This window comes from Kocuria sp. SM24M-10 (assembly GCF_001027955.1).
Lineage (GTDB): Bacteria > Actinomycetota > Actinomycetes > Actinomycetales > Micrococcaceae > Kocuria > Kocuria oceani.
The window spans coordinates 1-6,805 of sequence record NZ_LDNX01000070.1 but is presented as its reverse complement, the minus strand read 5'-3'; the positions used below and the strand labels follow the sequence as shown (position 1 = coordinate 6,805).

The 6,805-nt window shown below is 65.6% G+C and carries 9 protein-coding genes; 1 reads left to right on the top strand and 8 read right to left on the bottom strand.

The window, feature by feature from the left end; genetic code table 11:
- Window positions 1-137: 137 nt before the first annotated feature.
- The gene (locus ABL57_RS22265) at window positions 138-401 is read right to left on the bottom strand and encodes a type II toxin-antitoxin system prevent-host-death family antitoxin (protein WP_047803041.1); all 264 of its coding nucleotides are present in this window, start codon (window positions 399-401) and stop codon (window positions 138-140) included.
- 331 nt (window positions 402-732) lie between these two features.
- Between ABL57_RS22265 and ABL57_RS08565 the strand changes: the two genes are divergently transcribed.
- Window positions 733-1,233, top strand: coding sequence for a GNAT family N-acetyltransferase (locus ABL57_RS08565; protein ID WP_053004842.1), 501 nt, complete (start codon window positions 733-735; stop codon window positions 1,231-1,233).
- A gap of 109 nt (window positions 1,234-1,342) precedes the next feature.
- Here the strand turns inward: ABL57_RS08565 and ABL57_RS21190 are convergent, their stop codons facing one another.
- From ABL57_RS21190 to ABL57_RS08540, 7 genes are all read right to left on the bottom strand, one after another.
- Window positions 1,343-1,798, bottom strand: coding sequence for a class F sortase (locus ABL57_RS21190; RefSeq protein WP_238986013.1), 456 nt, complete (start codon window positions 1,796-1,798; stop codon window positions 1,343-1,345).
- 256 nt (window positions 1,799-2,054) lie between these two features.
- On the bottom strand, window positions 2,055-2,501 hold the full coding sequence (locus ABL57_RS20690) for an excalibur calcium-binding domain-containing protein (protein ID WP_160310782.1): 447 nt from the start codon (window positions 2,499-2,501) through the stop codon (window positions 2,055-2,057).
- 189 nt (window positions 2,502-2,690) lie between these two features.
- Window positions 2,691-3,875 (bottom strand): relaxase/mobilization nuclease domain-containing protein, encoded by a 1,185-nt coding sequence (locus ABL57_RS20685; protein WP_053004840.1) that lies wholly within the window; start codon window positions 3,873-3,875, stop codon window positions 2,691-2,693.
- Window positions 3,872-4,237 (bottom strand): plasmid mobilization relaxosome protein MobC, encoded by a 366-nt coding sequence (mobC, locus tag ABL57_RS08550; protein WP_053004839.1) that lies wholly within the window; start codon window positions 4,235-4,237, stop codon window positions 3,872-3,874. The genes ABL57_RS20685 and mobC overlap by 4 nt, the downstream gene beginning before the upstream one ends.
- A 1,269-nt stretch (window positions 4,238-5,506) precedes the next feature.
- A complete protein-coding gene (locus ABL57_RS21790) occupies window positions 5,507-5,728 on the bottom strand; it encodes a hypothetical protein (protein WP_144837341.1) in 222 nt (73 codons plus the stop codon).
- 31 nt (window positions 5,729-5,759) lie between these two features.
- Window positions 5,760-6,044, bottom strand: coding sequence for a hypothetical protein (locus ABL57_RS21785; RefSeq protein ID WP_152683326.1), 285 nt, complete (start codon window positions 6,042-6,044; stop codon window positions 5,760-5,762).
- A 564-nt stretch (window positions 6,045-6,608) separates the two neighbouring features.
- Window positions 6,609-6,805 (bottom strand): type II toxin-antitoxin system RelE/ParE family toxin (locus ABL57_RS08540; RefSeq protein WP_047803039.1); only part of this gene is annotated, 197 nt, incomplete at its 5' end.

Genomic DNA, 6,805 nt, shown 5'->3' with positions numbered 1-6,805 from the left:
CCACCAGAGCTTTGACGGTCGCCGGCCGGGGATCATCGCGCAGCAGTGCGAGGGCGGCCACGATGCGGGCCTGCACGGGTCGGTCGAGCTTACGGAGCTCCTTCGCGGCACGCTTGCTCAGCTCGACCGCATACCGCTCACTCAAGCTTCAAGCCGAGCTCGCGGGCCATGTCTTCCAGCGGAACCGTTTCCTCGCCAGCCTCGATCGCCGCTGCAGCCGCATCAGCCGCCGCGGCGTCCTCGGCGTCTTCCAGGGCGCGCAGCGCCCGGTGGGCGATCTCGATGTCCAGGACCATCACGGTCTCTCGCCCGTGGTCCGTGATCGTCACCGGGTTCCGACGGGCGGAGTCCATCGTCTGCGCCCACCGCTGCCGGGCTTGTGTTGCGGGAATCCGAATCATAGCTAAATTGTACATTTTAGCGGTGCAGTTGCCGAGACCTGGACTCGCTGCCCGGTGTCTCGCAACTGATCTTCGCGACAGGATTGCCCCTGTCCGGTTACAGCACATAGCTGCAAGCCATCCCACGCCGCAGAGATCTGCGGAAATCCGGAGGACTCCATGGGGCCAGGGTGTTGCTATCGAGACGTCCCGCAACCCTAGGGATGCAAAACAGTAACCAAGCCAGAAATTCTCACCGAACTCTCAAGACGCGAGCTTGATTCACTTAAAAAGAATTCATCGAGGTTTTCTGGCTCTTCGCAAACGAGGGTGTAGCGGTCACCATGGTCTAGTGACTGTCACCCTTCGCCGTGCCGATGCGTCGGATGCCCACTTCCTCATCGAGATGCTCGTGGCAGCGGCCTTCTGGCGACCTGACGGGCCGGCGGGCAGCGTCGCAGCGGTACTGAGCACACCGGAGTTCGCACACTACGTCGCGGGCTGGCCGCTCCCCGGAGACCTGGGCATCATTGCCCTGGACGGCCAGCAGCCTGTAGGAGCCGCCTGGGCGCGACTGTTGCCCGAGAGCGACGCGGGCTACGGCTTCGTGGACGCTGCCACACCTGAAGTGTCGATGGGTGTCGTGCAAGCGTGGCGAGGACGCGGGGTTGGGGCGCAGTTACTGGACGTGCTCATCGCTGCCGCCCGTGAGCAAGGACTGACCTCAATGAGCCTCAGCGTGGAAGCGGACAACTACGCCAGGCACCTGTACGAGCGTGTGGGCTTCCGGCAGGTCGACGCGGTGGACGGCTCGCTGACCATGCTTCTGCGCCTCCAACCGAGCACCTCGTAACGGCAGCAATCAGAAGTCCTCCGACTCCATCCGGGCAGTCTTCGACTCCTGCCCACCGATACCAGGCGACCTACACCCTCATCTGCGATGAACCGGTTTTCTGGATTTATCAAATAACGAGTTGGGCGTAGACCACATAGTTGTCATCGAACTCACCAGTCGTGGGGTCGTATCCGTCACAGGTGATCAGGCGTAGTTCGGACCCTTCGGTGTTCCCGTACACCTTCTGAGTGGGGAAAGCATTCTTGGAATATTGCTCGCCTCGTTCAACGGTAAATACGGCTGTTGTGCCGTCCTCACGCGTGACCTCAATGGTGTCCCCGACCTTGAGCTCGCGCAGACCGGCAAAGACGCCCGGTCCGCCATCGGTGGCATTGACGTGTCCGAGAAGAACTGCTGGCCCACGTTCTCCAGGGGTGGGAGAACCGCTGTACCAAGCAGCGGGAGCCCCAGGATCACCCGGAGGAACTTCCAAGGACCCGTTGTCCTGCAATCCCAAGCTAAGGAGCTCCGACTGGGCCCCGATGGAAGGGATGCGCAGAGATATCGGCTGAGACTCCGCCATGGCTGGCAGCTGGGCACGCGAGGTGCCAGAAGGTGTCGTGGCCGGTGGTGTGCGACTCGATGAGGCAGTCGATGGTGTGGAGGAATCCACCAATGACGGCGCCCGCGTAGCTTCAGCAGGGGCCGAAGTATTGTCCGCGCAACCGGTAAGGGCAAAGAGAGCGACCGCCGCAGATGCTAGACAGCGTCTGCGGCGGTCGCCGGTGGAACTGATCATGCGTGGAAATGTATCCGATCAATCCGGAGTGTTAGCAGGACTAGGCCTGAGCGTTGCGGCGTCGAACCACGTAAGTGCCACCGGCCGCCGCCATCAAGGCCATGCCTCCACCGAGGGCGAGAGCGCTCGTGTTGTGGGTGCTCTCCTGGGCGACGCCGGTCTCGGCTCCGCCAACGGGCATCTGCTCCATCTGCGGGCTGTCAACAACCGGAGGCACAGTGTCACTCACACCGGTGTTCCCGGCTACGATCTGGTCGACGATTTCCTGGTTGTAGGGGTTGGTTGTTGCGTCGCAGCCGAAGCCGTCCCCATCCCGATCCAAGTGCGTGCCATAGGCCGCGGAGGAAGCCGGAATGTTGTAGACGCCGGCGGCCTCAGCGGTGTCGCAGTTGGGGAACGGGAGAGTCACGGCCGCGGCGGGTGCCACCGATAGGGCCGAGAATCCGACGGCTGCGATCAAGGTTGCTCCTGTGGCGATTTTCTTCATTTTTTCCTCATGCTTCCAAGTGGGGGGATGAACGACGCCTGGGTGATGCATCACACTGGTGATGCAGTCAGACAAGCAGGGTTCTCTCGGCACTGTCTAGTCGGTTTCATCTTTCCTTCGCCCAGCCAGTAGCCCAGAACCAGGAGCGGGGGCAACCGGGGGTGGGCAGAGCTTGGTGACCAGCAGCGTTTAGCGCTCCATGCCCGTGTCCTTGTCCCGGGTAGGGGTGACATACGGACGCGCCTGTTCCTGGTTCTGTACGGGGACCGCTTGGCGCGGCCCTACAGGACGCTCACGGGCCATCATCTGCCGGATCCGAGAGATCTCGAGAATCTGCTGTTGGTGGGCGATCAGGCGGGGATCGGTCTCATTGCGCTTCGCCCACCAGCTGGCGACCTCGCCCATTTCGACCCGTTGGGCCTGGCCGATCTGCTGGTGCCGGCGCTGGGTGGCCTCGGCTTGGGCGTCGGCCACCCTGGCCTGGTACTTGGCCTTGGATTCCAGCAGTCCTTTCTCCGGCACCTGCACCCGCTGGGACGGGGATGGGGCGTCGAGGACCTGGGAGAGCTTGGACCAGGCCAGGGTCTTGTCCAGCTGGGAGGCCTTGAACCAGACCCGCTGCCCCGCCTCGTCCACGCGCCCAGTGCCGAACTTGTACCCCGACATCCGCCCCGTGGAGGCGCGATTGGCCTCGAACACCACCCCCGCTTTCTCCAGCTCGGCCTCAAATCCCTGGGTGCCGCCACCTTTGGCCCGGGCTGCGCACGCCCGGACCACGGTAGCCAGCTCCACCCGCTCCGGCGGCACCTGGGTGCGCAGGGCCTGGTGGCGTTCCCCGCGGGTGATCTGGTGATCGGCCGCCCGCCGGGACACCCTCGTGGTCTCCCGCGGGGCGACCTGCAGCCCGTAGGCCTCCTCGAGCTCCGCGCACGCGGTCTGGGCCTGGCGGTAGTCCTGGCGCCCGTGCCACACCTGCCCGGTGTCACTGACCCGGGAGGCGACCAGGTGCACGTGGTCATCGGCGTGCCGGACCACCACCCACGGGCGGTCCTCCAGACCCATCCGGGTCATGAACGCCGTGGCCGCATCGCGCCACTCCGCATCGGTGAGCACCCGGTCCTCGGGTGCGCAGCGCAGGGAGACCTGCCAGATCGGCTTGGTGATGTCCGGGCGTGAGGCCGCCGCCTCGCGCAGCTCGGCGGCCCACCGCCCGGTGGTGTCCCCGCGCATCGCCAGGGTCCCGCCGATCACGATGCCCCCGACCTGCTCGGCCCCGTCGCGATCGCGGTAGGTGTGCATCGCGGTCTTGCCCGGCCCGTGCAGATAGGCGGCGATGTCCCCGGCCCGGGTGCCACGGGTGATCTTGGCGATCATGACCGCAGCGCTTCCCGGATCTGACCCATCACGGCCTCGGCCGCATCCACCCGGGCCACCAACTCCGCCGCCGAGACTCGATCGAGGCCGGAGACGTTCGCCGCGCGCACGGCCTGATTCAGGTTGTTGCCCACCCGGGCCAGCTCCGCCCGCAGTGCAGCGACCTCCGGGGGCGGACCAGGACGGGCCGGCGCCGCCCGGTGACCGGTGAGCAGGCCGGCCATGGTGGTGCGCACCCAGGTGCCCAACCGCCCGGACCCAGCTTCCGCCGCTGCCGCCACCCAGGCGGCGTGCTCCCCATCGGTCAAGCGCACCGCGACCACGCGGGTGCGCTTGACCGGTCCTTCGGTCTCCTCGGCCACGAGGTGACCCCCTCCCTTGGTGGGTCGAGCTCTGCGAGATCCACTCCCGCCCCCGCAGCGAAGCGAGGAGGCGGCGAGGAAGACTTGCGTGCAGTGAGCGCCAGCGAACGTAACGCTAGTCATACCTCGCATCGTCGGAGCGTGTCCACCGCGGCGATTGAGTGCCCCCTAGGGCGCGAAATCGCCAAACAGGTGGCGGGCACGCTCCGACAGGGTCGGTGCGGTGAAGCTGTGAGAGGCCGCCCGCGGCCGAACGCAGCGCTCACCGCGCCGCTCTGGTGAGATCAGCTGCTCAGGTGCCCCACCCCTGGCTCACTCACCTTGAGGACCCCACGCATCTTCCGCTGGGGTGTCCTGGTTGTGGTCGCCAGGTAAGAGGAGGGTCTATGCGGACCACTTCGGGGAAGAGTCAGTGAACATCGCGAAGCACTGACTGCACTGGAAGACGTCTTCTTTGTCCGGGCTGTACTGGTAGTGAGGACCGTCCTTGTCGCACATCAGGCAGTCCATCATCGAGTACCGGTTGTTACTGATCATCCGGCCAGCGTAGAGCCAGGTTTCTTGGAGGAAAGGAACTCGCTGACGCTCGTGCTGTTCTTTCCTGACCGCCTACTTGCCGAGTTGGTCTATGGAACTGTTCATCTCGGCAACGCCGGGCCAGCCTGGGGCTCGGTTGCTTGGTTGGCGGGCAGGGGTGTGCCTCTAACGCTCCCGGGAAGGGGAACGAGAGAGGCGCGCAAGGTGTCCAGCCCGAGACTTCGGAGATGGCCGTATGGGGGTCACTGTGTGACCGGTAGCGCGGCCCACGGCATTACTCGTGGGCAGTGGCGGCATGTGCACGCAGCTCCGGCGACATCTGGTCGCTGTAGGGCTTGGCACTCCTTCGATCCCGGCGATTGCTCGACCCGGTGACGGCCCCTGTCTGCGTGCTCGACAAAAGGAACCGGCTCTAACCCGGGAAGGGCCGCGGTGCGAGGATCAGCTCGCCGGGGCCCGATGCCCCGTGTCTCCGTCGGCTGGAGGTGTTGTTCTACGGCCACGTCTCAGGCCGACACCAGGTAGTCCATCGCTGGTGGTTCCATTGCAAGCGTTGGCGCACTTGCTAGAATGGGCTCGTTGTGAGATTCGACTTCAGGATACGGGACCGTTGGCGCGGTCCCGTTCCGCTTTAAGCGGTCCGGCGTGTCGCAAGGCACCTCGCCCCGCAGACCGATGGCCCGGCGCGCAAGCGCGGGGCCATCGTCATGTCTGAGCACCGGAGCCCAGTGGTCAGCTGTTGTGCGTGCCGCCGTACTTGCTGGGTGCTCCCTCGCGGCCTGTGCGCTTCTGGGAGGCGAACGTCTCCCCTGCCTCGATCGACGCCGTGGATCGCCTCAGCTCGGCCTCGGCGCGGCGTACCGCAGCACTCCAGTCCTGCGGTTTGGCCGGAGTCTTCTTCTTTTTCGCGTTCCCCTGCTGCTTCTTGGCACTCGCCCGCCGCTTCTGCGCCACCGCGCTCTCCCTCCGTCGTTGTCCTGATGATCTACCCGAAGGTGCGCCGCCACCAGGACTGCCTGACCGGCTCAGGTTCGGGGCCGGTCTGCTCAGGTGCCGGCGGCGGAGATACCGGGGCCGAGGTGGTCTCCGGATCCGGCTCGGCGGGGGCCGTGGGTGGTCCTGTCGTAAGCATCCGCAGCGCCATGCGCTCGGCCTCGAGCGCTGAGCCCCGCTCCTGGGCGATGGCCTCGGCCTTCTCAGCACGGAAACGCAGCTCCAGCGCTTCGCGCTCCAGCTCTCGAATGCGCTCCTGCGCTTCGGTCAGCGCCACCGGATCTCGGGCCGTCCCTGCCTCCTGAACCTCCTGAGGAGGTGCGGTTGAGGCCTCTGGAGGAGTTGTCCGGCGCATCAGCCCAGAAGCCACCAGCGCGCTCAGAGGCACCTGCCACCCCTCGGCAGCAATGACCGCCCCGTGCGCCTGCAGCAGCTCCTTGTTCCGCCGGAGAGTGGAAACCGAGACACCCGCCACCTCGGCGGCGCGCCTCATCCCAAAGACCGCCTGAGTAGGGGTGTTCGGCGGGTAGTCAGGGGTGCTCGGCGGGGGTGTCATGGTCACAGCCTTCCATGAGGTGAGCACAGGTATCAGTGAGCACCCCTGGGGTGCTCATCCTTGCTATAGCAGGCCAAAAGTGTGTTCAGGAGGGGGTGGTCATAATTGTGCTCACCTGATTTTGACGTCTGTTCATGGTGAACACAGTGAGCACCCTGCCCCGGATCGGCCTGGTAGGCACAGCTGCAGTGATCACCCAGCGGCGCCGCACATCTCCAGGCATGCAGGAGAGGTCTCCAGCACCTGCCAGCACCGGAACCCCCACTCCGCGCAGGTAGTGGGGGTTCACGGTAGGTCGCGGTAGATAGCCCCTCGATGCCCGAGGGTCAGCACCAGCACGAGGAGCTTTCCCTCCTGGACCGTGTAAACGATCCGATAGTCACCCACCCGCACCCGCAGGTACCCGGGATGGCCCACCAGAGCTTTGACGGTCGCCGGCCGGGGATCATCGCGCAGCAGTGCGAGGGCGGCCACGATGCGGG

Coding starts and splice junctions, on each gene's coding strand:
- ABL57_RS22265 (WP_047803041.1), bottom strand. CDS start 401: ATGATTCGGATTCCCGCAACACAAGCCCGGCAGCGGTGGGCGCAGACG.
- ABL57_RS21190 (WP_238986013.1), bottom strand. CDS start 1,798: ATGGCGGAGTCTCAGCCGATATCTCTGCGCATCCCTTCCATCGGGGCC.
- ABL57_RS20690 (WP_160310782.1), bottom strand. CDS start 2,501: ATGAAGAAAATCGCCACAGGAGCAACCTTGATCGCAGCCGTCGGATTC.
- ABL57_RS20685 (WP_053004840.1), bottom strand. CDS start 3,875: ATGATCGCCAAGATCACCCGTGGCACCCGGGCCGGGGACATCGCCGCC.